This window comes from Mesorhizobium sp. M0601, assembly GCF_040320845.1.
In the GTDB taxonomy this organism is placed as follows: Bacteria; Pseudomonadota; Alphaproteobacteria; order Rhizobiales; family Rhizobiaceae; genus Mesorhizobium.
Genome location: NZ_JAMYQK010000003.1, coordinates 179,552 through 202,777 on the forward strand (window position 1 = coordinate 179,552; position 23,226 = coordinate 202,777).

Below are 23,226 nucleotides of genomic sequence, written 5' to 3' on the forward strand. Positions count from 1 at the left end.
GCTCGCAGATATCAAAGCTGAGTTTCGATGGCTGTCTTGTCTATAACTGACCACACCTGGCGAATTTTCCCTCTCTGAAGCTCATAAAATACGTTCTCGGCAAACGAAATTCTCTTCCCGCTTACATCGAGCCCAAGGAACGTTCCCCTTGGCGCGCAGTCGAAGCTTAGCCGGCTCGCTACATAAGGCGGATCGGCAACCAATAGCTGAATGTTGAAATAAAGGTCCGGAATTTCGTCGAAGTCTCTCACCAACATCTCGAGATAGCCGGACAATCCGAGCTTGCGACCGTTGTGGGTCACTTCATCATGAACAAACCTCCCCAGATTTGGCCAATGCTGCTTGTTCAGGCATGCAATATAGCCTCGGTAAAGACCGGAGAGATCGGATTTAGTCACGGCAACACCTCTATTTCCGGCAAGCCCCGCAAAGGCAGCATCTCAGCTTGACGGGGTGATGTCGGTCTGCGTGCACCGGAAACGAAGAAAACGATACCAGACGGCCGGAATCACGAATTCAATGACGGAATTCAGGCACAGACGCGGTTGCGCCCTTGCCTCTTCGCCTCATAGAGCTGGCGATCGGCGCGGCGATAGAACTCCTCGGCGGTTTCCTTGCGATCCCAGACGGCAAGCCCGACGCTGGTGGTGATTTTCAGTCGGACATTGCCCGTCAGCACCGACATGTTGGCGATCGCCTTGCGGATGCGCTCGGCGAATTTGGATAGCAGCTCGGCGTCCATATTGGGCGTGACCACCGCGAACTCCTCGCCGCCCAGGCGCGCCACCACGTCGTGATAGCGTGTCATGTCCTTGAGACAGTTGGCGACCGCCCGCAACACCTCGTCGCCGACATCGTGGCCGTGGCTGTCGTTGACCTGCTTGAAATGGTCGAGGTCGAGGATCATCAGCCCTACTGGTTTCTCGATGCGGCGGAACTCTTCGAGATATTCCTTCAGCGCATCGTCGAAATAACGCCGGTTCTGCATGCCGGTGAGGCTGTCGGTGAGCGCCGCATGCTCCAGCGTCTCCGAACGCGCGCTGAGCGAAACGGTCATGGCGCGCAGCTTGCCTTCTTCCGTCGCCTGCTTTCGGATCAGCGGGTAGATGAAGAAAATGCCGAAGAACAGCGCAGTCGCCAACAGCACGCCCGTCGCAAACAGCAGCTTGTTGAGATAGACGATTTCATCGAGTTTTGAAGGCGTATTGCTAATGTCGGCGGCCAGGGTTTGCAGGAGCCCATAGGCGTAAAGCGTCACCAGGCCGGCGGCCAGGATCACAAAAATAAAGACGAAAAAGGCTGATTCCGCCTTGTGGAAACGCATCTGCTCCCCGTTGGAAAGTTCGTAGCGATCTTATGGCATGCGGGAACTTACGGACAGTTAACCTGGACAACTTCAACGCGAAATGTCCCCTCGGTGTCGACTTTTCAGGTTGCGCTCGAAGGAGGGAGTGAGAGCATCGAGTCGATCCCCCCATCAGGACGCAATCTCTGCCATTCCGGGCCCAATTGGTGCCTGAACCAGGTCGCCTGCCGTTTGGCATATTGCCGCGTCGCGATTTTCGCGCGCTCGATGGCCTCGGGAAAACTGAAGGCGCCGGCCAGCGCGGCCTGAAGCTCGCGAACACCGATTGCTTTCATCGCCGGCAGGTCGGGATCGAGGCCGAGCGCTGAAAGTTGTTTCACCTCGTCCAGTGCCCCCTCATCCAGCATGCGGTCGAAGCGGGCATCGATCCGCTCCACCAGCGCCGCTCGCTCCGGCTCGATGACGAAAAAACGCGCGCTGCTGCCGTCGATCAACGGCCGGCCACGCGCGGCCTGCCAGTCCAGGATGGAACGGCCCGACGCGTCGAGCACCTCCAGCGCCCGCACGATGCGCTGGCCATCCGTCGGCTTCAGCATCATGCCGGCCGCAGAATCCTCGCGCAACAGGATGCGGTGCAATCTCACTGCGCCCTGTTCCTGGAGCTCGTAGCGCCAGCGGTCGCGGATCGACTTCGGAATGTCGGGCATCTCCGAGATACCTTCCGTGAGCGCCCGGAAATAAAGCCCGGTTCCGCCGACGAAAATCACTGGCCGCTCCGAAAGCGTGCCGTCGTCGATCAGCTTTATGACATCACGCAACCAGGCGCCGGTTGAATAGGCGGTGGACGGATCGACGTGTCCATAAAGAAAGTGGGGAACGCGGGCGAGTTCGGCAGGACCAGGCCGCGCCGTCAGCACGTCGAGCACCGAATAGCCTTGCATGGAATCGGTGTTGACGATGACACCGCCATTGCGCTCGGCGAGGTCGAGTGCGAGCGCCGACTTGCCGCTGGCGGTCGGCCCGGCTATCAGGATCGCGTTCTTCACGCGGCCTTCGCCCGCCTGTCCGCTGGAATTTTCGATGCCGCTGATCGCCACGCTTCTATCCCATCCCGCCGGCCGCGCATTGACGCCGACGCTAGCGAATATGGCCTCGCGGTCGGTCGGCGCAAGCGCTGTTCGCTGGCTGGCCGAAGGCATCGCCTGCGAACTCGACTTGCCGGAGACCGCCGACGCTTCCGAAATAACGGCGCGCCTGCAGGCCGCGCTTGCTTCCGAACCGATCGACGTGGCCGTCCAGCCGGCCGAGAACAGGCGCAAGAAGATCCTGATCGCCGACATGGATTCGACGATGATCGACCAGGAATGCATCGACGAGCTTGCCGACGAGATCGGCGTCAAGGATCGCGTCGCCGCCATCACGGCGCGATCGATGAACGGCGAGATCGCATTCGAGCCGGCCTTGCGCGAGCGCGTGGCGCTGCTCAAGGGTCTCGATGCCGCAATCATCGACCGCATCATCGACAATCGCCTGACGCTAGCCTCCGGCGGCCGCACGCTCGTCCAGACAATGGCGGCCAATGGCGCCTGGACGGCGCTGATCTCCGGTGGTTTCGACATCTTCACCACCCGCATCGCAGCATTGCTCGGCTTTCACGAAAATCGCGCCAACCGCCTGATCGAGCAGGATCGCCGCTTCACCGGCCTGGTCGCCGAACCGATCCTCGGCCGCGCCGCCAAGGCCGAAGCCCTTATCGAGATTTCCGCCCGCCTCGGCCTCACGCCTGCCGATGCCATTGCCGTCGGCGACGGCGCCAACGATCTCGACATGATCCGTCTTGCCGGCATCGGCGTCGCCTTGCATGCCAAGCCGGCCGTCGCAGCCGAGGCAAAGATCCGCATCGACCACGGCGACCTCACCGCCTTGCTTTATCTGCAGGGTTATCGCCGGGAGGAATTTGTCGAATGACGCCGATCCGCACCGAGCGCCTGATCCTGCGCAACTGGGAAGATCGTGACCGCGAGCTCTTCCATCGCATCAATTCCGACGAGTTGGTCATGGAATTCTTTCCGTTTCGCCGCGACCGTGCCCAGTCGGACACCAAGATGGAGGAGTTGCGCGCGGCTATCGATCGCGACGGCTTCGGCTTCGCGGCCGCTGAGATCGCAGCCACAGGCGAATGCATCGGCTTCGTCGGCATAACCCGAACTGATCATTTGCCATTCCTGCCGCCCGGCACGATCGAGATCGGCTGGCGGCTGGCACCCGAATTCTGGGGCCGCGGCTATGTCACCGAAGCAGCCGAAGCCTGGCTCACCTATGGCTTTGAAAGACTTGGCCCCGACGAAATCGTGTCCTTCGCAGTCAAGGATAACAGCCGGTCCACTGCCGTTATGGAGCGCCTGGGCATGATCGCCGACCCCGCCTCCGATTTCGACCATCCCGGTGTTCCGGACAGCCACACCGCACTCAGGCGACATGTCTTCTACAGGCTGTCACGCACAGACTGGCAGGCAAGAAAAAGAGCGGCCCGCTAGCCGCCCTTTTTCGTTTCAAGATCAGAGCATTGCAGGCTCTTCCGGACTCAATCCATCCGGATTGTCACAAACCTCAGCTCGCCGGTCTTCGACGCCAGCATCAACAGCGCGTTCTTGCGCCCCTGCTCCTTCAGCGCGCCGATCCGGTCCATGACGTCCTTGGGCGTTGCGACCGATTCCTGCGCGATCTCGGTGATCACCTCGCCCGGCTGGATGCCGCGTTCGGCAGCCGCCGAATCCTTGGAGACGTCGGTCACGACGACGCCGGAGACGTCGGCGGCGATGCCGAATTTCGTGCGCGTCTCCTCATTGAGCTCGCCGATCGTCATGCCGAGCACGGCAGCCGTCGAAACCGCAGGCGCCTTGTCGGCATCGTCCTGGTCGGCGTTGCCGTTTTCACCGCCGCTGGCAAGCTTTTCGCCGTCCTCGAGCCGGCCGAGCGTCACCTTGACGGTCTGCTCGACCCCTTTGCGCACGATGATCACGTCGACCGCCTTGCCGACCGGGCTCTCCGCCACGACGCGCGGCAGGTCGCGCATTTCATGGATGTCCTTGCCGTCGAATTTGATGATGACGTCGCCGGCCTGGATTGTGCCGTTGTCGACCGGCCCGCCCTTGATGACGCCGGCGACCAGCGCGCCCTTGGCGGTCGCCATGCCTAGGCTTTCGGCAATGTCGTCGGTCACCGGCTGGATGCGCACGCCGAGCCAGCCGCGCCGCGTCTCGCCGAACTGGCGAAGCTGGTCGACGACGCCCGAGGCAAGCTGCGACGGGATCGAGAAGCCGATGCCGATCGAGCCGCCCGATGGCGAGATGATTGCCGTGTTGATGCCGATGACCTCGCCGCTGCTGTTGAACAGCGGTCCGCCGGAATTGCCGCGGTTGATCGCGGCATCGGTCTGGATGAAGTCGTCATACGGGCCGGAATTGATGTCGCGATTGCGTGCCGAGACGATGCCGACCGTCACCGTGCCGCCGAGACCGAACGGATTGCCGATCGCCATCACCCAGTCGCCGACACGCATCGTGTTGGAATCGCCGAACTTCACCGCCGTCAGCTTGTGCCCTTTCGGATCGACCTTCAGCACCGCGACATCGGTCTTGGTGTCGGTGCCGACCAGCGTCGCCTTGAGCGTCACCCCATCGGAGAAATTCACCTCGATGTCGTCGGCATCGGCAATGACGTGGTTGTTGGTCACCACGATGCCCTGCTCGGCGTCGACCACGAAGCCGGAGCCCAGCGACTGCACCTTTTGCCCGCCGCCGCCCTTGTCGCCGCCACGGTTCTTGAAGAAATCGTCGAAGAAGTCCTGGAAGGGCGAGCCCTCCGGCAGCTGCGGCATCGGCACTGCGCCCGGCCCCTCAGTGCCTTTAACAGTCTGCGACGTCGAGATGTTGACCACGGCGCCAAGCAGGCCGGCGGCGAGATCGGCAACCGAGGGCGGCCCGTCGGCTGCCATCGTCGGCGCCACGAACGACGGAACGGCAATGGCGCCGACCAGAAGCGCAGCGGCCCCGGCGATGAACGTCCGCCTCGCTGCACGCAGAAGGGTGGTGGATGTCATCGAAAGGCCTCCGGGTGTTCTGAAAAAAGCGCTTCGGCAAAAACGCCGCGTCGCGTCATGTTGGCAAGAAATAAGGCACGTTTGCGGCTATGGCTACCGCCAGAGAATAAATCCTCTGTTACGCCGGCTATCCCTGCACCGGCCCTACTGGCCGGTGCTTGGCTGAGCCGCCGGTGGCGCGGGAGCGGCAGGTGCTGGCGGTGGTGCCGCCGGTGCCGCAGGCGTTTCCTTGCTGTCCGGGTCGCGGAAGAAGCGGAAGAACTCGGAATTCGGCGACAGCACCATCGTCGTTCCTGCGCTGTTCAGCGCCGTGCCATAGGCATTCATCGACCGGTAGAAATCGAAGAAGGCCGGATCGCGCTGATAGGCCCCGGCAAACGTCGCGCTGCGCTGGGCTTCACCTTCACCGCGCAGGATTTCAGACTCTTTCTGCGCTTCGGCGACGATTTCGACCACTTCGCGGTCGGCGCGAGCCCTGATCCGCTGCGCTGCCTCGTTGCCGCGCGCCCTCAGCCGCTCGGCTTCGGCGAGACGTTCGGCCTTCATGCGGTCGAAGGTCTGCTGCGAGACTTCGGCCGTGAGATCGGTGCGGCGGATGCGGACATCCTCGATCTGCAGGCCAAGCGAGGTGGCATCAGGCCTCAGCTGATCGCGCACCTCGCGCATCATCACGGCGCGCTCTTCCGAGAGTGCCGCCTCGAAGTCGCGCAGGCCGTAGACGCGGCGCAAGGCAGCGTCGAGACGCGTCCTCAGCCGGGCCTCGGCCAGTTCGATCTGGCCGGAAACCGCGGCGCGGAACACACGCGGGTCCGAGATACGATAGGCGATAAAGGCATCGACCTCATAGAATTTGCCGCCCGAAACCTGGACACGGATGTTGTCGAGGTCGAAGCGCAGGACCCTGTTTTCGATCAGCTGGACGGTGTCGGCATCGAAGAAGGAGAATGGCGCCTTGAAATAGATGCCCGGCTGGTTCTTGACGTCGACGATTTCGCCGAACCTGAGCACCAGCGCCTGCTGGCGCGCATTGACGACGAAGACCGACGAATAGAGCAGGAACAGGATGACCGCGGCGATGACCGCAATGACGGGAAGACGGTTGGCCATCACTGGTTTCCTCCGGTGGCCGGTGCCGGCGCCTTCTGCTGCAATGCCGGCAGCGGCAGGTAGGGAACCACCCCTTGCCCGTTGCCTTGCTCGACGATGACCTTGCTCGAATCCTTCAGCACCCTCTCCATCGTCTCCAGGTAGAGCCGCTTGCGCGTCACTTCCGGCGCCTTTGCATATTCGTCATAGACCGAGATGAAGCGCTGCGCCTCGCCTTCGGCCTCCTGCACGACCCGGTTCTTGTAGGCGGCCGCGTCTTCGCGGATCTGTGCGGCCGCACCGCGCGCCTGGCCGAGCTTCTGATTGGAATACTGATTGGCCTGCTCGACGAACTTGTCCTCGTCCTGTTCGGCCCGCTGCACCTCGTCGAACGCGTCTGCCACCTCGCGCGGCGGCGCGGCGTCCTCGATGGAAATTGCGTTGACGTTGAGGCCGGCCTTGTAGCCGTCCAGCGTCGTCTGGATGATCTCACGCACCGACGCCGCAATGCCTTGCCGGTCGTCGCGGAAAATGTCCTGCGCCGGGCGCCGGCCGACCGCTTCGCGCATCGCGCTTTCGGCGACCTGCTGCAGCATGCCGCCCGGGTCGGACACGTCGAACAGATAGGCCTTCGGGTCGGAAACCTGATAGGCCACCGAGAATTGCACGTTGACGATGTTCTGGTCGCCGGAAAGCATCAGGCCATCGCCGCTGGTGCTGCCGCCGCCGATGCTGACAAGCTGCTCGGCGATGTTAGCGGTCTCGACCGTTTCGATGGGCCACCAATGGAAATGCAGGCCCGGCTGCGACAGCTCCGCCTTCGGCTTGCCGAACCTGAGCTCCACCGCAACTTCATCTGGCTGGACGGTGTACACTGCCTTGAACGCCCATAGCACCACCAGCGCCGCGGCAATCAGCCCGAACACGGCAGGGCTCGCGCCACCGCCGCCCGGCAGCGCGCGCCGCAACCGGTCCTGCCCGCGCCGGATAATATCCTCGAGATCGGGAGGCGAGCCCTGCGGGCCGCTGGGTCCTTTTGGTCCCTGACCCCAAGGCCCCTGATTGTTGCCGCCGCCCCACGGGCCGCCGCCGCCGCTCTTGTCGTTCCAGGGCATGAATGTCCTTTCGCTTGGAATTCCCTCAAGCGCCGGCTCACCGGCGCAAAATCCAATATTATTCTTCTATAGGGATGCGACGGCACGCTTTCAACGCGATCGGCTGCCGCCACTGTCCGCCTTTGGGTCCATCTAGACCTGTCGCGACCCCTTTGTCGCCTTCAATGCACGTCGCGGCGCCGCTCGTAAACCGAATAGCGTGTCGCATGGCTGTCCTTTTCGCCAGCCTCCACCTCCTGCGAGCGGACGATCCGCCACAGCGCCGGATCGATCGGCGGGAAATGGGCATCGCCGTCGACCGCGGCCAGAACATGGGTCACGTGCAGCCGATCGGCCAACGGCAGCGCCTGAGCGTAGATTTCGCCGCCGCCGATGACGCAGATCTCGTCGGCGCCGGCCATGCAGCGCCCGCGCACCGTCGCCAGCGCGATTGCGTCCTCGATCGAGTGCGCGACTTCGACGCCCTCGGCGCGCCATGCCTTGTCTCGTGTCACCACGATGTTGAGCCTGCCCGGCAATGGGCGGCCGATGCCTTCATAGGTCTTGCGGCCCATGATGATGGGCTTGCCCATCGTATCGGCTTTGAACCGCTTGAGATCGGTGGACAGCCGCCACGGCAACCCACCCTCGCGCCCGATCACGCCGTTCTCGGCGATGGCGACATAAATCGCGAGGTTCATCAGCCGCCGTTTCCGCCATCCGATGGCTTCAGCAGCAATATGTCGATGTCGTGCTCGGGGTAGAAGTTCTGCGCCTTCATCTCGAACGTCGTCGGTCCGATCTTCCTGACGTTTTCGCCGCAAAACGAGACCAGGTTCTTCGCATCGCCCTTGTCGACGGTCAGCTTGAAACTGCCGATGTTTCCCGACGCCCAGTTGCCGCCCGTGGTCAGGATATAGGCGATGCGGTTCTCGAAATATTTGGGATAGCCGTCGGGATCGTCCTTGGCTGCCTTGCGCACGGCATTCTCGAAGGCATCGTCCATGCAGTAGCGTGTCTTGTAGGCGGCATACTGACCCTGGAACTGGCCGTCATAGAAGAAGCTGACCGAGGAGGTGCCGCCGACGCTCGGCTTGTAGCGATGCGAGACATGGACCGCCTTGTTGGCCGGAAACGTCGAGCGCCACCAATAGGTCGAGCGCAATTGCCAGAACGGCGTATAGACGGTCTTCATGCCCGAACCGTCGTCAGCAGTGTCCTCGATGATGATGCCGCGGTTGACCCAGTCGTCGGCGACCGCTTGCGGCAGCTTTGCCAGCGCTGCCTTGGCCGCATCGCCGAACGGATAGAACGGCACGCCCTGCGCCTTCAGGTCAGCGCCGATGTCGATGCCGAGCGCGAACACCTTCTGCTCGAGCTGCGGCTTTGCCGGCTCCCCGTCGATCGTCACTTCGAAGCCGAGGAAATTGTCGCTCTGCGCCTCCGGAATCGCTGGTATTTCTTCGGGGTCGCCTTCGATGTCGGGCATCGGAAAGGCGACGATCGCATCGACATCCTTGTCGGTATTGTTGCGGAAGACGTAATCGACCATCACTTTTTCCGGCGAGATGTAGAGATCCTCGCTTTCCATCGCCACCGCATCGCTGCGCGAAAGAATCAGCCCACCGGTGCCGAGTTCGGCGACCGAATCATTGGCGAGCGCAGGCGTAGCCGAGAGCGCCAAGGCTGCGGTCAGGACGTAACGGAACATGGAAACTCCCCCGGCGAGAATGCCAACATGACTCTAGCTGTTCAATGTGGCGTTTCAAAGCCTTTCGGCAAATGCGCCAGCGCCTGCCGGCATGTCGTGTCGGTCTAGACACGCCGGTCCCGATCGGGCAGGAGTTCGCCCATGCGCAAGCTTCTCGTCATCGGCATCGGCGCCGGCAATCCGGAGCACATGACGGTCCAGGCCATTAACGGTCTCAATCGGGCCGACGTGCTGTTCATTCCCGACAAGGGCGCCAAGAAGAACGATCTCGCCGAATTGCGCCGCCAGATCTGCGACCGCTTCGTCATTAATCCGGACTCGCGCCGTGTCGAATTCGACGTGCCGGTGCGCGCCGAGCCGGCGCCTTCCTACCGCTCGACCGTCGACGACTGGCACGAGGCGATCGCCGCGATCTACGAAGGCCTGATCCGCGACGAACTCCCTGAAGATGGCTGCGGCGCCTTCCTGATCTGGGGCGATCCGTCGCTCTACGACAGTGCGCTGCGCATCCTCGAGCGCGTGCGCCTCAGAGGCAATGTAGCGTTCGAGCTGGAGGTCGTCCCTGGCATCACCGCCATCCAGGCACTCGCAGCCAGCCACAAAATGGCATTGAACCGGATCGGCGACGCCATTTTGATCACCACCGGCCGCCGGCTCGCCGAGGAAGGTCTGCCCGAAAACGCCGGCAGCACCATCGTCATGCTGGACGGCAAATGCGCCTTCAACACGCTGGACGACAACGACGTCACCGTTCACTGGGGCGCCTATCTCGGGACGCCCGACGAGATCGTCATCTCGGGCCGGATTGGCGACGTCGGCGACAAGATCGTGAGCACCCGTGAGCAGGCCCGCCGGAAAAAAGGCTGGATCATGGACACCTATCTGCTGCGCAAGCCGGGCGAGCCTAAGAAGTAACAGGGATCACACGCGGCAGAATTCCGCCGCCGTCACGCTGCGTCGATCTCGGCTTGCAGCGCCTCCATATGCGCCGCCGCTGCTGAAGACGCAGCCCGCTCGATCGCGCGGAAGCGGCTGACCACAGCAAGCCCGACCGACGTCAACTGGGCGCCACCGCCTTTCTTGCCGCCTGTCTGCGCCGCAACCAGCGGTTTGCCGAACACGCGGTTCATGTCTTCGACCAGATCCCAGGCGTGCTTGTAGGACATCTCCATGCCGCGTGCCGCGGCCGAAATCGAGCCGAAGGCGGCGATCTGTTCCAGAAGCTCGATCTTGCCCGGTCCGATGCGGCCATCTGGATCGAGATTTATCCGCAAACTCAGCGACGGCATTTGCTCCTCCGCGGTCACGCTATTCTACAAGTTCCGCGCCGATACCGCTATTCCAAAACGATATAGCGAATCATCGGCCGTTCACTCATCCGCCTCGGCGGGCAGGCCGGCGCCGGTATTCGCCCGGTCGAAACTCACCGTCTTGACCACGGCGAAGACCTGTCGACCAAGCCGAAGCTCCAGTGTCTGCCGCGACTGTTCGGTGATGCGGGCAAGCACGGTTGCGCCATTGCAGTCGATGCCGATCTCGACCGTGGGCCCTTCGCCCGGCTCTATCGCCACGATCGTGCCCGGCAATATGTTGAGCGCGCTGAGGCCAACCGGCTGCTCGGTGGCGATCATCACGTCGCGGGCACGGATGCGGACACGCACCGGCGCACCGACTGGCGTTGCCAGAAGCGGCACCCGGATCTCGCCCGCCAATGAGCCGAGCACCGTCATGCCGAAGGCTTCGTCGTGGCGCAGAACCGCGGTATCCAGCACGGCACCGCCCTCGCTGCGCTCTTCGGCCGGCAATAGATCCAGACGCTGCATGATCGCTCCGGTCGGACCGGAAGCGGCGACCTTTCCTTGCATCAGCACCACGACGTCGCTCGCCAGCCGCGCCACTTCGGCGATCGAGTGGCTGACATAGACGATCGGGATTTTCGTCTCGTCGCGCAGCCGCTCGATATAAGGCAAGATCTCGGCCTTGCGCCGCTCATCGAGCGAAGCCAGCGGCTCGTCCATCAGCAGCAATTTCGGACTGGCAAGCAGCGCCCTGCCGATTGCCACACGCTGCTTCTCGCCACCGGAGAGTTTTGCCGGCCGCCGGTCGAGCAAATGGCCGATCCCGAGCAGTTCGACCACGCCATTGATATCGGCGTAACGCTCGGCAGCCGGCGTGAACCAGCGGCCATAGCGCAGATTGCTCGCCACGCTCATATGCGGAAACAGCCGCGCATCCTGGAACACCATGCCGATCCGCCGTTTGTGCTTCGGCACGAACAGACCGGCATCGCTATCGACCAGCACGCGGCCCTCGGCCGCGATGCGACCTTTGTCGGGGCGGATCAGCCCGGCAATCAAATTGATCAGCGTCGTCTTTCCGGAGCCGGAAGGCCCGAACAGCGCAGTCAGCCGCCCGGCGCTTTCGAAACGGGCATTGACGATGAAATCGCCAAGCCGGTGGCTGATGTCGACCTGAACCGTCATTCGATGTCCATCCGCCGGCCGACACGCCGCGCCAGCACTTCCGAGGCAACAAGTGCCGCCATCGAGATGACGATCGAGATCAGCGTCAGCCTGAGCGCGCCGGCGTCGCCGCCGGGAACCTGCGTGAAAGTGTAGATCGCCGACGGTAGCGTCTGCGTCTCGTTCGGGATGTTGGAGACAAAGGTGATCGTCGCGCCGAATTCGCCCATCGCCTTGGCGAAGGAGAGGATCGCACCGGCGATCAGCCCGGGCAGGATCAGCGGCAGCGTGATCGTGCCGAATACCCATAGCGGATTGGCGCCGAGCGTGCCGGCGGCCGCCTCGATTTTGCGGTCGACGGCCTCGATCGACAGCCGGATGGCCCGCACCATCAGCGGAAAGCCCATCACGCCGCAGGCGAGCGCGGCGCCAGTCCAGCGGAAGGAAAAAACGATCCCGAAATGTTCGGCCAGGAAAGCGCCGGCCGGACCACGCTTGCCGAAAGTCAACAGCAGCAAATAGCCGGTCACCACCGGCGGCACGATCAGCGGCAGATGCACCAGACCATTGAGCAGCGTCTTGCCCCAGAACTGGCCGCGGGCAAGCACAAGAGCGATCAGGATGCCCGGCGGCAGGCTGGCAATCATCGCCACGGTCGCCACCTTGATCGACAGCCGGACCGCATTCCATTCGTCGGGAGCGAGATCCAGCAGCCAGTTCATGTGCGGTGCCGTACGTCAGTTGCTCGGCGCGAGGATTGTAAAACCTTGCGCCTTGAAGAGTTCGCCAGCCTTGGCGGATTGCAGGCATTTCAGGAATGCCGGCGTATCCCTGCTCTTCGAATCCGCAAGCTGGGCGACTGGATAGATGATCGGCGGATGGGTACCCGCGGGGAAAGTGCCGACCACCTTCACGCCAGGCTCCGCATGCGCATCCGTGGCGTAGACGATGCCGAGTGCTGCCTCGCCGGTCGACACCAGCTTTAGGGCGGCGCGGACATTCTCGGCCTGCGCCACCTTGCCTTCGACCGAAGACCAGGCACCGAGCGATTCGAGGGCTGCCTTGCCGTATTTGCCTGCCGGCACAGCTTTGACATCGCCCATGGCAAGTTTGCCGTCACCGACGAGCTTGGCAAGATCGAAACCCTTTTCGATCCTGGTTTCAACCTTGGAATCCCGTGGCGCAACCAGAACGATCTGGTTACCGAGCAGTTTCACTTCGGTTTCGGGCTTGGTCAGCTTCCTGTCAGCAAGATATTTCATCCAGTCGAGATCGGCCGAGATGAACAGGTCTGCTGGCGCGCCGCTTTCAATCTGCCTGGCCAGCGCCGAGCTCGCCGCGTAGGAAATGGTCGCCGGCTCGCCGACATCGGCCTCGCAGGCCTTGTTGACGGCATCGAGCCCATCCTTCAGGCTCGCCGCGGCAAACACGACCACCTTGTCATCGGCATGGGCCGCCGGCACCGCGGCCATCAGGATGGCGGCGAGACCCGCGATGGCAATCGTCGTCGAACCTTTGCGCGCCAGCATGAAACTCTCCTCGTCTCGGAACGCCCGAAGCCGTCCATCGATATATCCATGTGAACATAACAAGGAAAGGCTCTTTACCGCCTACGGCATTCTGAGCTGAGGTTTTCCCGGCCTGCGATAATCTTCGTTGGATACAGCGGCACCGAGGCCGAAGGAAATATTCATATGAAAATCAGCGACCAGGGATTGCGCGTCAAGTCGACGTCGGCCGATCGAGATGGATGCTGACAACGCCCGAGGGCGCAGCCGCAATAGGCAATGTCGATATGCACGGTCGGCTATGGTGCTAGACTGCGATCGGTGCCTTGATCGTCGCGTCGGCGAAATAGTTCTCGAGCCGGAAATCCTCGAAGCGGAAGGCAAAGAGATCCTTCACCTCGGGATTGATCCACAGCGTCGGCAACGCCTTGGGCGTGCGCCGCAATTGTTCGCGCGCCTGCTCGAAATGGTTCGAGTAAAGATGCGCGTCGCCGAGCGTGTGGATGAAATCGCCGGGTTTCAATCCGGTCACCTGCGCCACCATAAGCGTCAGCAACGCATAGGAAGCGATGTTGAACGGCACACCGAGAAAGATATCGCCCGAACGCTGGTAGAGCTGGCAGGAAAGCTTGCCTTCCGATACATAGAACTGGAACAGGCAGTGGCAGGGCGGCAAGGCCATGGCCTCCACCTCGGCCGGGTTCCACGCCGAAACGATCAGCCGCCGCGAATTAGGATTTTTGCGTATCTCCTTCAGAAGATTCGCGATCTGGTCGATAGCGCCGCCATGGCCGTCCGGCCACGACCGCCATTGTTTGCCATAGACCGGGCCGAGATCGCCGTTCTCGTCGGCCCACTCATCCCAGATCGAGACGCCGTGATCGTTGAGATATTTGATGTTGGTGTCGCCGGCCAGGAACCACAAAAGTTCGTGGATGATCGACTTCAGGTGCAGCTTCTTGGTGGTGGTGACCGGAAAGCCGCGGGCCAGGTCGAAGCGCATCTGGTAGCCGAATACCGAGCGCGTTCCGGTGCCCGTGCGGTCGCCGCGATCAGCGCCGTTTTCCAGCACATGCTTCAGAAGGTCGAGATACTGGCGCATCGGCTCCGGTCCGATTCGGGTTGTCAGCCATCATAGCCGAATGACCGTCGGCCGAACACAGCAAAGCGAGACGATTCCAGCAGAAGCCTCACCAGCACCGGCGGCGAGGTTGCTCAGAGCGAGCCGAGCATGCCCAGATCCTTGGCGACGAGGTAATAGAATGTCACCCGGCTCTTGCTATTGTCGGCCGCCATAGCCTTGCAGGTCTTTTCGATAGCCGCATCCGCCTTGGCACCGTCGGTGACGCCGAGCTTGCCGGCGACCCAGCTGTTCCTGACGCGCTTCAGTTCCTCCGGGTCGGTGCAGGACACCAGCGAGGAATCGCGGTTCCTGAGCGCGATGCCCAGATGCTTGACGATCTTGGCGACCGCGTCGGCATCCGCCGCCGCATCATACTTCTTTACGTCTGCGAGATAATCGGCCATCGAATTTCCCCTCGTCGGCGCCACGGGATCCGGTCGATGAGGATTGTGGCGCGCTGCCGCAAGTATGCGCTAGGTCTCCTCACCGCCACAAAGCTTCGGTTGAGACCGGCTGCAAGTCAACCCTTCATGATCCACTTTGGCACGGACGAAAGTGGCATTCCGGCCTTTCATTTTCCACCGCCAGTCCCTATATTCGCTTCGTCGGCTCGACCGACTATGGCGATAAACAGGCGATGAAATAAGCCGTTCGGACCCGGGGGCGGTACCCGGCGCCTCCACCAAAAACCGCTGCTCAGGAGCGGCTTTTGCTGGGGGCGAAATAGGATCGACGAAGGTGTAAAGATCGTACTTTTGCCCGGCATTGTACCACCGTTATCGGGCTAAACTTATAGTTGCCAACGACAACTATGCGGAAGCACGTCTCGCCGCGTAAGCGGTGCGATAGCTTCAATTCAAGCCCTAGTGGTTCGCACTTCTAGGCGGGGTTCGGAGGTACCTGGCAACAGAAACCTCCATTTCTCCCCCTTTTTGATATGCGCAGCCGCAGGCTCGCCCGATATGTGCAGCTGCGGGCCTGGGCTTTTTACGCCCTGATACGCCCTGGCGCCGCTGCGTTCATACCAGTCCCTGGCTGATCGTTTCGATCGCGCTGCCAAAGATCTCGTCGGCAGCCTCATGTGACATCTCATTGTGCGCCCTGCCCGTCCTGATCATCGGAAAACAATTGGCGAGCTTGGCAACACGACAGTCAAGGAGCACCGGCCGGTCCACATCGATCATTTCCTGGATCGCATCATCAAGGTCGGCTGGTTTGTCGCAGCGCAGGCCGACCGCTCCGAACGCCTCGGCCAATTTGACAAAATCGGGCAAAGCCTCGGAATAGGAATGCGCGAGGCGGTTGCCGTGGAGAATTTGCTGCCACTGGCGAACCATGCCCATATATCCGTTGTTCAGGATGAAGACCTTGATCGGCGCGTCGTACTGGACTGCCGTCGACATCTCTTTCATGGTCATCTGAACCGATGCGTCGCCGGCGATATCGATGACGAGGCTGTCCGGATGTGCGATCTGCACGCCCAGCGCCGCCGGCAGGCCGTAGCCCATCGTCCCGAGGCCGCCCGAACTCATCCAGCGGTTCGGCTTTTCCAAGCCGTAGAATTGGGCCGCCCACATCTGATGCTGGCCCACTTCAGTGGTGATGTATGTGTCGCGATCCTTCGTCAGCGCGTAGAGACGCTCCACCGCGTATTGCGGCATGATCACATCCTTGTTCATCTCATATGAGAATGAATTGCGTGCTCGCCAGCCGGCGATCCTTCTCCACCAGTCCTGGAGGCGGCCTCCATCCGGTTTCTGAGACAATGCGCGCCATAGACGAACCATGTCATCCAGAACATTGCCGACATCGCCTTGTATGCCGATATCGACGTGGACGTTCTTGTTGATCGAGGACGGATCTATATCGATATGGATCTTGCTGGAGTTCGGCGAAAAAGCGTCCACACGCGAGGTCACGCGGTCATCGAAGCGCGCGCCGACACAGATCATGACGTCGCAATCGTGCATCGCCATGTTCGCCTCATAGGAACCATGCAGACCGACCATTTTGAGCCAGTTCTTGCCGGAGGCGGGGTAAGCCCCAAGGCCCATAAGCGTCGAGGTGATCGGAAAGTCGGTCAGTTGAACCAACTCCCGCAGCAATCTCGATGCTTCCGGGCCGGAATTGACGATGCCGCCGCCGGCATAAATAACGGGACGGCTGGCATTGGCCATCAATTCTATCGCCTGGCCGATCTTGCCGATATCGCCCTGCAGCTTCGGTCGATGGTTCTTCAGCGCGACAACGTCTGATGGCGGCGTGTACACGCCGGACGCAAACAGAACGTCCTTTGGCATGTCGACGAGAACAGGCCCCGGTCGCCCCGACCGGGCGATGTGAAACGCCCTATGGATTGCTGACGCCAGGTCATTGACGTCTTTGACCAAAGAGTTGTGCTTGGTGCAGGATCGCGTGATGCCAATCGTGTCACATTCCTGAAAGGCATCGGAGCCGATCAATGTTGTCGGCACTTGTCCGGACAGACAGACGATCGGCACTGAATCCATCAGCGCGTCCTGCAGGGGCGTCACGGCATTCGTTGTGCCTGGGCCTGATGTGACCAGCATCACGCCGACCTTGCCCGTGGACCGGGCATAACCCTCCGCGGCATGGCCGGCGCCCTGTTCGTGGCGCACGAGGATATGCTTGATGTCGTCCTGCTGGAATATCTCGTCGTAGATCGGCAATATGGCCGCGCCGGGATAGCCGAAAATATGCTCCACACCATTGTCCTTGAGTGCGCGGAGAACGATCTCCGCTCCTGTCATGCGGTTGCTCGTATGCTGAATGGAATTATCGCCTGTCATGGTTCTGTCCCGTAGCGTGATGAGGATGGGTTGACGGGGCATCGCCGAAATCGGGCGTAAGAAGAATTTCGGGCATAAAAAAAGGCCCCGTCGGGAGCCTGTTCGTCGCGCACGGGTGGCTGTCGCCGGATGGTTACACCATCCTGCCCGTGCGCTTTCCTACCACTGCAAGAACCATTACGATCTTCATGATGATCGCTGCTACACAGAAAATCGCGCATCGTCAACGTCTCAGGCTGAGGCGTCTCAGGCTGAGGCGAAAGCCCAAGGGCCTCCCATCATCGGAACCTCCGATGGCAGCATTCGTTTCTTCCCGTTTCCCTTCTTCCACGCCTTTGCGGGACAAGGCCTCAGTTTCTCGCCGCGTGTGGTCATGCCCGGCGAGCTGCCTCATGGAGAGATAAGATGAACCAGGAAACCACACCAAAACACGAACGCATCCTGATCGTTGGCGGCAGTTCCGGCATGGGGCTGTCGCTGGCCGAACAGCAGCTTGCCGCCGGCGCCGAGGTTACGATCGTCGGCCGCTCCGAGGACCGGTTGTCGGCCGCACGGCAGCGGTTGCCTCACCCGGAAAGGCTGAGGACGATCGCAGCCGACGTCACAAGCGAGGACGAGGTCCAGCGCCTGTTCCAGGATGTCGGCACGCTCCACCACATCGTCTCGACCGCCGCCGACGTTACCGGCGTCTATGTGTTGCTTCCCGAGATGGATATCTCGGTGGCGCGGAAAGTGATGGATTCCAAAGTCGTCGGACCGCTTCTTCTTGCCAAGCATGGCGCGCCTCGTCTGACGCCCGGGGGATCGATCACGCTGACCTCGGGCATCGCCGCCTATCGTCCGGCGGCGAAAGGCTCGGTGGTGGCAGCCGTTAATGGGGCACTTGGCTCACTCGCCTACGCGCTTGCCGTCGAACTGGCGCCGATCCGCGTCAACGTCGTTTCGCCCGGCTGGGTTGACACGCCGATTTGGGATGCCGTCGTCGGCAGCGGAAAGACAGCCGCGTTGGACGCCATGGCAAAGCGTCTGCTCGTTGGCCGGATCGGCCAGGCAGCCGACATTGCCCAAGCCATCACGTCCCTCATGCACAACGGCTTCATCACCGGAACCGTGCTTCATGTCGATGGTGGCCAGCGACTGGTCTAGCGATGGCCAAAATTTCGCGGACCATTGCAAGGAACAGCCGCAGCACCGGCGCTTGAATGCGCCGGTGGCGCCATACCATGGTGACCGGCGTCACCGGGCTGCTTCCGACCCAGGGCAGCACGACGATATTGGCGTCAGCCGCGGAAGCCACCAGACGCGGGACCAGCGCGCATCCAAGACCGCCTTCAACAAGGCTCCGTATCGCGCCCATGCTGGCGAACTCGCCGACGAGTTTTGGACGGTCAGACAATGTTGCGGCAAACGTTTCGTCGAACATCCGCCTATAGACGCAACCGGGCTGGGTGACGAGGAAGGCCTCGTCGGCCAGATCGTCGGGCGTTATGGCAGAATATCCGGCCAACCGGTGATTTGCCGGCATTATGGTGACGAGCTCTTCTAATGCCACTTGCTCGCTTCGCAGCTCCGGCGCCGCCGCCGGGACGGCTCCGAAATGGAAAGATACGTCCAGCGCCCCGCTTGTCACGCCGGCACGCAACCCACTGCTATCGTCCGCCCTGAGGTTCAGTTCCACATCGGGATGGCGCCGATGGAATTCACCCAGCAGAGCTGGCAAGCGTGTCGAGCAAAGCGTCTCCAGGCCGCCGACAGTCAGGCGACCGGCAACCGTGCCGCTCGCGTCGGCGACAGCGGAACGGGCTTCGTCCGCGAGGTCGAGGAGATCGTTTGCATAGTCCAGCAGGCGTTGTCCCGCCGCCGTCAGCTTCAAGCCACGCCGTGATCTGTCGAACAGCGACGTGCCTAGATCGCTTTCCAGCGCCTGGATCTGTTCGGTCACGCTCGATTGGGCAAGATGAACCCGCTCGGAGGCGCGTGTGATGTTCAAGGTGGTGGCGACCGCCACGAAGGTTTTGAGATGTCGAAGCTGCATGTCCTGAACCCGTCATATAGGCATAGGCTGCTTTGAACCGGGACCGCAAACGTGAAAAGGCCGGGAACATCGCCCGGCCTTTTTGTCTCGATAGGCGAAGTTTACTCCGCCGGCGCTTCCGCGATGTCCCGGCTGCGGCCGAGCGTTATTTTGGCCAGTGTGAAGGAGATCGCCGCGCAGAGCGTGATGCCCGCCACCATCGGCAGCGGCGTGCCGTCGAAAAACACGCCGGCGACGCCCATGGCGACCGCGCCGATGGCGAAGTGCAGCGTGCCCATCAGCGCCGACGCGGTACCGGCGATCTCGCCATGCTCTTCCATGGCCAGCACCGACGTCGTCGGGATGACCAGGCCGAGAAAGCCGTAGCCGATGAACAGCAGCGCCGCCATCACGTCGAGCCGGTCGACACCCGATGCCATCACCGCGAACAGCACCACCATCGTCGTCGCATAGCCGGTCACCGCGACGCGCACCACGCGCTGCAGCCCGAACCGCTCCGACAGCAACCCGGTCAGCTGCGACATGCCGATAAAGGCAACCGCATTGATCGAGAAGAACACGCTGTAGACCGAAGGCGACAGGCCATAATGGTCGATCAGGATGAAGGACGAGCTCGACAGATAGACGAAGAAGCTCGCAATGCCGAAGCCGGCGATGGCCGTCAGGCCAAGGAAGTTGCGGTCGCCCATCAGGAAGCGGTAGCCGGAAAGTGCCGTCCCGAAGGACGACCCGGCGCGCTCCTCGACCGGCCGTGTCTCCTTGAGCGAGGTCGCCAGCAGGATGGTGGCGAGCACGGCCGCGCCCGTCACCGTCCAGAACACGGCGCGCCAGCCGAAATTCTCGATGATCTGGCTACCGGTCAGCGGTGCCAGGATCGGCGACACCGAAAACACAAGCATCAGCAGCGACATCAGCTTGGCGGCCTCGGTGCCGGTATGCAGATCGCGCACGATCGCGCGCGGCACGGCCATGCCGGCGCTGGCGCCGAGCCCTTGCAGGAAGCGGAAGGCGATCAGCAATTCGATCGAGGGAGCCAGCGCCGAGCCGACGCCGCCGACCATGAACAGCGCCAGGCCGCCGTAGAGTGGCAGCTTGCGGCCGACCATGTCGGAGATCGGTCCGACGACGATCTGGCCGAAGCCCATGGAAAGAAAGAAGATCAGCAGGCTCATCTGCACCGCGGCAGTGCCGGCATGCAGATCCTCACCGATTGAAGGCAGGGCCGGAAGATACATGTCGATGGCAAACGGGCCGATCGCGGACAATAGGCCGAGCACGACCGCAATGCGGAGGAATTTGGCGTTCATGATAGCAGACTCTTTCGAATTCTGGTTGCCGCCGAGGACCGACGTGTAACCCTAGGACGTTCCATCCCGTGGAGTTCCGACTCTTCTGCGGAACGAAACCCCCTTCGTGCAAGTCCACAAATTTAGACAGGCTTGTCTAATTCGTCAACCACCTCTATATAGTTTTGCATGAAGGCCAACGTTTCTCCTGACATTTTCCCGCCGCGAGGCCACGAGGCCAAGCGGATGTCGATTGTCGATGCCGCCGCCTCGGTCTTCTGCCGCGAAAGCTTTGCCGGTGCCAATATCGACATGATTGCCGCCGAGGCCGGCGTCTCCCGCCAGACCATCTACAATCATCACGGCGACAAGGAAAAACTCTTCATTGCCATCGTCCGCGACCTCACCGAACGTTGCAATGCCGGCATCTTTGCCACGATTTCCACTTTTCCCGATCAGCCGAAGGATCTCGAGGCGGACCTCATCGCCTTTGCTGTGCGGATGAACCACAACTGCATCTGCAACCGCGACGGCAAATTCCTGCGCAAGCTGATCCAGACCGAGGGCGGGCGCTATCCCGAGTTGTTCGCCGAATGGCGCGAAGAGGGACCGGGCAGGACATGGCCGGCGATCGCCGCCCGCTTCGCCCGCCTCGCTCATGCGGGCTTCCTTGATATCGACGATCCCGATGTCGCAGCGCGCCAGTTCATGGCGCTTGCCAATGCCGAGTTGCAGACGACGTTCATGCTCGGCGGTACACCGACTGAGGACGAGGTGGTGCAATCGGCGACAAATGGCGTGCGCACCTTCCTGCGCGCCTTCGGCAAGCGGCAGCCTATGGCCCGGGCGAGCAAACAGGGCGCGCTCGCCAGCGCTTGAAGATCAAAGCCGTTTGACGATCAAATCGTCGCCACTGGGCTTCGCTTCCGCACGCCGGCGATCTATATCCGGTTTACGCCGCGCTCAAGCTTGATTACAGCTATCAGGACGATTCAACGGAACCCGACAGCCACATGGCCGACGACCACATCCGCTACGACATTCTGGCCCAGGAGGCGTTGCGCGGCGTCATGCGCAAGGTCCTGGCCGAAGTCGCGCGCACCGGTCTCCCGGGCAACCATCATTTCTTCATCACCTTTCTCACCGGCGCGCCGGGCGTGCGCGTGTCGTCGCGGCTGCGCGAGCGCTATCCCGAACAGATGACCATCGTCATCCAGTTCCAGTATTGGGACCTGAAGGTGAGCGACACCGGCTTTGAGGTCGGGCTGTCGTTTTCCGACGTGCCGGAGAAACTGGAAATCCCGTTCTCGGCCGTACGCGGTTTTTACGACCCGTCCGTCAACTTCGAGCTCGAATTCGACGTCAAGACCGATACCCCGGCGGAACAGGAGACAAAGGCCAAGCCTGCTCCCGAACCGCTGGCCATCGTCGCCGAGAAAAAGCCCGAGACGAAGAAGAAAACCGCCGAGGCGGAAAAGAAGCCTGCCGCGGCCGACGCCGGCGCCAAGGGCGCCGACGTGGTGTCGCTTGACGCCTTCCGCAAGAAGTGACCCGACGGGCGGCGTGACATGGCCGAGATCGTCAATCTCCGTCAGGCACGCAAGCAGAAGGCGCGAGCCGAGAAGGAGCGTCTGGCCGAACAGAACCAGGCGCTGCATGGCCGTTCCAAACCCAGCCGGGATCGCGACCGCCTGATCGCCGACAAGGCCGATAAATTCGTCGCCGGCCATCGCCGCGAAAATTCGGGCGATTCGGACAAATCCGATGCTTGAAGTGTGAGTAGGATCGTCTCGTGAGCCCGGTGAAAAAGCGCTCGGTCACCATTCGCGGCCACCGCACCAGCTATTCGCTCGAAAGGCCTTTTTACGACGACCTGGTCGCCATCGCGGCCGTGCGAAAACTGACGCTCGCCGCCCTTGTCGCCGAAATCGACGAGAGCCGTCCGCGGGATGCCAATCTCTCCTCGGCGCTCCGGCTCTATGTGCTGGATTGGGCCAAGCGCAGCAAGTTGTAGCCTTCAGGCAACGCTATCCTGTTTCCTGCGCCGGATACGGAAGCTCAGCAAAGCCGAGCGGTCGCGTTCTTCGGCCTGCCAAGCAGCGTATCCTGCAGTTTCAGGTCGGCGAGCGTGAACTGGCCAAAATAGGCGATGTTCGTGGCAAGCCGGATCAGCTTCAAGAGGGCAATGCCAGCAAACAACCCCGCCGTCGCAACCACCACCGCTATGCCGGCAATGAGCAGCACCCGGGCATCGGTGGTAAAATCGCGCAGATGGCCGGGGTTGGCGTGATCGGACTTCATTTGCAGACCTTGCTTTCTGGCGGCGTGCCGACTTGCGGATGGGTCGCCGGCCGGGCCACCGAAGATGGCGGGCACGAGCGATGTTGGTGACACCACGCCAGCATCAGGCCCTGCTTGCAATCAAAGGGTTCCCCGGCGGAGGGCCGGTGACCATTGGCGACCTCGCGGAGCGCCCGCGCATCCGCCATCACAGCGCAGTGGAATTGGTCAACCGTCTTTGCGAAGCCGGGCTCGTCGCGAGGAACCACGACGAGGAGGACCACCGCCGCGTGCTGCTGCGGCTGACCGAGCGCGCCGACGACAGTCTCGCCGATCTGTCAGCCGCTCATCTCGACGAACTCGGGCGGATCGAGCCGATGCTGAAGCGCTTGCTTGCTGGACGCGACACATAAGGGATGCGCC

General features: G+C 62.0%; 26 protein-coding genes, 1 other RNA gene and 1 pseudogene. 10 read left to right on the top strand and 18 right to left on the bottom strand.

Going from position 1 to position 23,226, the window contains the following annotated elements:
* Window positions 1–11: 11 nt before the first annotated feature.
* The 3 genes from NKI41_RS04990 to miaA all read right to left on the bottom strand — a co-directional run bounded on the left by NKI41_RS04990 (window position 12) and on the right by miaA (window position 2,397).
* Window positions 12–398 (bottom strand): ester cyclase, encoded by a 387-nt coding sequence (locus NKI41_RS04990; protein WP_352681739.1) that lies wholly within the window; start codon window positions 396–398, stop codon window positions 12–14.
* Between the two features lie 131 nt (window positions 399–529).
* A complete protein-coding gene (locus NKI41_RS04995) occupies window positions 530–1,324 on the bottom strand; it encodes a GGDEF domain-containing protein (RefSeq protein ID WP_352501016.1) in 795 nt (264 codons plus the stop codon).
* Window positions 1,325–1,428: 104 nt separating this feature from the next.
* Window positions 1,429–2,397, bottom strand: coding sequence for a tRNA (adenosine(37)-N6)-dimethylallyltransferase MiaA (gene miaA, locus NKI41_RS05000; protein WP_352681875.1), 969 nt, complete (start codon window positions 2,395–2,397; stop codon window positions 1,429–1,431).
* Here miaA and serB point away from each other — a divergent pair.
* Window positions 2,387–3,274 (top strand): phosphoserine phosphatase SerB, encoded by an 888-nt coding sequence (gene serB / locus NKI41_RS05005; RefSeq protein ID WP_352681740.1) that lies wholly within the window; start codon window positions 2,387–2,389, stop codon window positions 3,272–3,274. The genes miaA and serB overlap by 11 nt on opposite strands.
* The gene (locus tag NKI41_RS05010; RefSeq protein ID WP_352681741.1) at window positions 3,271–3,843 is read left to right on the top strand and encodes a GNAT family N-acetyltransferase; all 573 of its coding nucleotides are present in this window, start codon (window positions 3,271–3,273) and stop codon (window positions 3,841–3,843) included. Before serB ends, NKI41_RS05010 begins: the two co-directional genes overlap by 4 nt.
* Window positions 3,844–3,890: 47 nt before the next feature.
* On the opposite strand, the gene NKI41_RS05015 is transcribed toward NKI41_RS05010, so the two are convergent.
* From NKI41_RS05015 to NKI41_RS05035, 5 genes are all read right to left on the bottom strand, one after another.
* Complete coding sequence (locus NKI41_RS05015) at window positions 3,891–5,408, bottom strand: DegQ family serine endoprotease (protein WP_352539566.1); 1,518 nt, start codon at window positions 5,406–5,408, stop codon at window positions 3,891–3,893.
* Window positions 5,409–5,552: 144 nt separating this feature from the next.
* Window positions 5,553–6,515, bottom strand: coding sequence for a protease modulator HflC (hflC, locus tag NKI41_RS05020; RefSeq protein ID WP_352471620.1), 963 nt, complete (start codon window positions 6,513–6,515; stop codon window positions 5,553–5,555).
* The gene (gene hflK / locus NKI41_RS05025; protein ID WP_352471619.1) at window positions 6,515–7,609 is read right to left on the bottom strand and encodes an FtsH protease activity modulator HflK; all 1,095 of its coding nucleotides are present in this window, start codon (window positions 7,607–7,609) and stop codon (window positions 6,515–6,517) included. The genes hflC and hflK overlap by 1 nt, the downstream gene beginning before the upstream one ends.
* Window positions 7,610–7,770: 161 nt before the next feature.
* On the bottom strand, window positions 7,771–8,289 hold the full coding sequence (locus NKI41_RS05030) for a dihydrofolate reductase (RefSeq protein WP_352681742.1): 519 nt from the start codon (window positions 8,287–8,289) through the stop codon (window positions 7,771–7,773).
* The gene (locus NKI41_RS05035) at window positions 8,289–9,299 is read right to left on the bottom strand and encodes a DUF4424 domain-containing protein (RefSeq protein ID WP_352681743.1); all 1,011 of its coding nucleotides are present in this window, start codon (window positions 9,297–9,299) and stop codon (window positions 8,289–8,291) included. The genes NKI41_RS05030 and NKI41_RS05035 overlap by 1 nt, the downstream gene beginning before the upstream one ends.
* Before the next feature lie 141 nt (window positions 9,300–9,440).
* Here NKI41_RS05035 and cobF point away from each other — a divergent pair, with 141 nt between their 5' ends.
* Entirely contained in the window at window positions 9,441–10,214 is a 774-nt protein-coding gene (cobF, locus tag NKI41_RS05040; protein ID WP_352501022.1) for a precorrin-6A synthase (deacetylating), read from the top strand.
* A gap of 32 nt (window positions 10,215–10,246) precedes the next feature.
* Here cobF and NKI41_RS05045 read toward each other — a convergent pair whose 3' ends face one another.
* From NKI41_RS05045 to NKI41_RS05070, 6 genes are all read right to left on the bottom strand, one after another.
* On the bottom strand, window positions 10,247–10,588 hold the full coding sequence (locus NKI41_RS05045; protein WP_023676697.1) for a winged helix-turn-helix domain-containing protein: 342 nt from the start codon (window positions 10,586–10,588) through the stop codon (window positions 10,247–10,249).
* 81 nt (window positions 10,589–10,669) lie between these two features.
* Window positions 10,670–11,782: a molybdenum ABC transporter ATP-binding protein gene (gene modC, locus NKI41_RS05050; protein ID WP_352681744.1), complete on the bottom strand. Its 1,113-nt coding sequence runs from the start codon at window positions 11,780–11,782 to the stop codon at window positions 10,670–10,672.
* Window positions 11,779–12,483, bottom strand: coding sequence for a molybdate ABC transporter permease subunit (gene modB / locus NKI41_RS05055; RefSeq protein ID WP_352539561.1), 705 nt, complete (start codon window positions 12,481–12,483; stop codon window positions 11,779–11,781). Before modB ends, modC begins: the two co-directional genes overlap by 4 nt.
* A 15-nt stretch (window positions 12,484–12,498) precedes the next feature.
* Window positions 12,499–13,290 (bottom strand): molybdate ABC transporter substrate-binding protein, encoded by a 792-nt coding sequence (modA, locus tag NKI41_RS05060; RefSeq protein ID WP_352539560.1) that lies wholly within the window; start codon window positions 13,288–13,290, stop codon window positions 12,499–12,501.
* Between the two features lie 286 nt (window positions 13,291–13,576).
* On the bottom strand, window positions 13,577–14,371 hold the full coding sequence (locus NKI41_RS05065; protein ID WP_023676701.1) for a thymidylate synthase: 795 nt from the start codon (window positions 14,369–14,371) through the stop codon (window positions 13,577–13,579).
* 113 nt (window positions 14,372–14,484) lie between these two features.
* Window positions 14,485–14,796, bottom strand: coding sequence for a DUF2853 family protein (locus tag NKI41_RS05070; RefSeq protein ID WP_023676702.1), 312 nt, complete (start codon window positions 14,794–14,796; stop codon window positions 14,485–14,487).
* Window positions 14,797–14,957: 161 nt separating this feature from the next.
* Between NKI41_RS05070 and ssrA the strand changes: the two genes are divergently transcribed.
* Window positions 14,958–15,313: a transfer-messenger RNA gene (ssrA, locus tag NKI41_RS05075) on the top strand.
* Window positions 15,314–15,411: 98 nt separating this feature from the next.
* Here the strand turns inward: ssrA and NKI41_RS05080 are convergent.
* Complete coding sequence (locus NKI41_RS05080; RefSeq protein WP_352681746.1) at window positions 15,412–17,202, bottom strand: acetolactate synthase 3 large subunit; 1,791 nt, start codon at window positions 17,200–17,202, stop codon at window positions 15,412–15,414.
* Window positions 17,203–17,607: 405 nt separating this feature from the next.
* Here NKI41_RS05080 and NKI41_RS05085 point away from each other — a divergent pair, with 405 nt between their 5' ends.
* Window positions 17,608–18,348, top strand: a complete 741-nt coding sequence (locus tag NKI41_RS05085; RefSeq protein WP_352681747.1) for an SDR family oxidoreductase — start codon at window positions 17,608–17,610, stop codon at window positions 18,346–18,348.
* Here the strand turns inward: NKI41_RS05085 and NKI41_RS05090 are convergent.
* Both NKI41_RS05090 and NKI41_RS05095 read right to left on the bottom strand, forming a co-directional pair.
* Window positions 18,302–19,237, bottom strand: a complete 936-nt coding sequence (locus NKI41_RS05090) for a LysR family transcriptional regulator (protein WP_352681748.1) — start codon at window positions 19,235–19,237, stop codon at window positions 18,302–18,304. The genes NKI41_RS05085 and NKI41_RS05090 overlap by 47 nt on opposite strands.
* Before the next feature lie 101 nt (window positions 19,238–19,338).
* Window positions 19,339–20,544, bottom strand: a complete 1,206-nt coding sequence (locus NKI41_RS05095; RefSeq protein ID WP_352681749.1) for a multidrug effflux MFS transporter — start codon at window positions 20,542–20,544, stop codon at window positions 19,339–19,341.
* Between the two features lie 168 nt (window positions 20,545–20,712).
* Here NKI41_RS05095 and NKI41_RS05100 point away from each other — a divergent pair, with 168 nt between their 5' ends.
* The 4 genes from NKI41_RS05100 to NKI41_RS05115 all read left to right on the top strand — a co-directional run bounded on the left by NKI41_RS05100 (window position 20,713) and on the right by NKI41_RS05115 (window position 22,537).
* A complete protein-coding gene (locus tag NKI41_RS05100) occupies window positions 20,713–21,402 on the top strand; it encodes a TetR/AcrR family transcriptional regulator (RefSeq protein ID WP_352681751.1) in 690 nt (229 codons plus the stop codon).
* A gap of 134 nt (window positions 21,403–21,536) precedes the next feature.
* On the top strand, window positions 21,537–22,073 hold the full coding sequence (locus NKI41_RS05105; protein ID WP_023676707.1) for an SspB family protein: 537 nt from the start codon (window positions 21,537–21,539) through the stop codon (window positions 22,071–22,073).
* Between the two features lie 18 nt (window positions 22,074–22,091).
* Window positions 22,092–22,295 carry a DUF4169 family protein gene (locus NKI41_RS05110; protein WP_352681752.1) on the top strand — a complete coding sequence of 68 codons (204 nt, stop codon included), beginning with the start codon at window positions 22,092–22,094 and terminating at the stop codon, window positions 22,293–22,295.
* 20 nt (window positions 22,296–22,315) lie between these two features.
* Complete coding sequence (locus tag NKI41_RS05115; RefSeq protein ID WP_352681753.1) at window positions 22,316–22,537, top strand: ribbon-helix-helix domain-containing protein; 222 nt, start codon at window positions 22,316–22,318, stop codon at window positions 22,535–22,537.
* Between the two features lie 44 nt (window positions 22,538–22,581).
* On the opposite strand, the gene NKI41_RS05120 is transcribed toward NKI41_RS05115, so the two are convergent.
* Complete coding sequence (locus NKI41_RS05120; RefSeq protein ID WP_352681754.1) at window positions 22,582–22,824, bottom strand: hypothetical protein; 243 nt, start codon at window positions 22,822–22,824, stop codon at window positions 22,582–22,584.
* A gap of 86 nt (window positions 22,825–22,910) precedes the next feature.
* On the opposite strand from NKI41_RS05120, the pseudogene NKI41_RS05125 reads away from it, so the two are divergent.
* Window positions 22,911–23,216: pseudogene (locus NKI41_RS05125) on the top strand (MarR family winged helix-turn-helix transcriptional regulator); the annotation flags it as partial.
* Window positions 23,217–23,226: the final 10 nt, after the last annotated feature.